This is a genomic window from Vibrio sp. 1069 (assembly GCF_033340555.1).
The window spans coordinates 1-794 of record NZ_JAWOWP010000259.1; the positions used below are offsets into that span (position 1 = coordinate 1).

At 47.0% G+C, this 794-nt stretch carries 1 protein-coding gene; it reads left to right on the plus strand.

Annotated features, from left to right (window positions below; all coding sequences use genetic code 11):
* Positions 1-139: 139 nt before the first annotated feature.
* Positions 140-794: serine/threonine protein kinase (locus R7040_RS25840; RefSeq protein WP_318097487.1), on the plus strand; the 655-nt coding region annotated here is incomplete at its 3' end.

The following is a 794-nucleotide window of genomic DNA, read 5'->3' on the forward strand; positions in this document are numbered from 1 at the left end:
GATCACCACAATTCAGTTTATACTCACCGATAAGAGCAACGAATTCACTATCGAAGTTGAAAGTCGGTTTATCAAAAAGCTGTAACGACAACGTCGATAATTAATGGAAAAAGGCTCAGTAATGAGCCTTTTTGTTTATATGTCCCAAAGTATGTTTAACTTTGACGCCCTCACCCCTGATTTCATGTGGTACGCGTTAGAAAGCATTGGCATTCGTGCTGAATCGGGCTTTCTGCCTCTCAACAGCTACGAAAACCGTGTGTATCAATTTACCGATGAAGAGCGCCGTCGCTACGTCGTGAAGTTCTATCGTCCGGAACGTTGGAGCAACGAGCAGATTCAAGAAGAGCACGATTTCACGCTTGAGCTGATTGATAATGAAATCCCCGTCGCCCCGCCCGTACGCATCAATGGCAACACCCTGCACCACTATCAAGGCTATGGGTTCGCTCTCTTCGAAAGCGTGGGCGGTCGTCAGTTTGAAGTCGATAACTTAGAGCAGCTTGAAGGAGTTGGTCGCTTTTTAGGACGCATCCATAAAGTCGGCAGCCGACAAGCTTTTCAACATCGCCCTACCATTGGTTTGCACGAGTATCTCTACCAACCACGTGAGATTTTGCAAAACGCCAATATGATCCCGATGCATTTAGAAAACAGCTTTTTCAATGACTTGGACATGCTCATCAAAGCCATCGAAAACCACTGGCAAGGCAGCTTCGCAACGATTCGTCTGCATGGCGATTGCCATCCGGGTAACATCTTGTGGCGCGACGGCCCAATGTTTGTCGATTTAG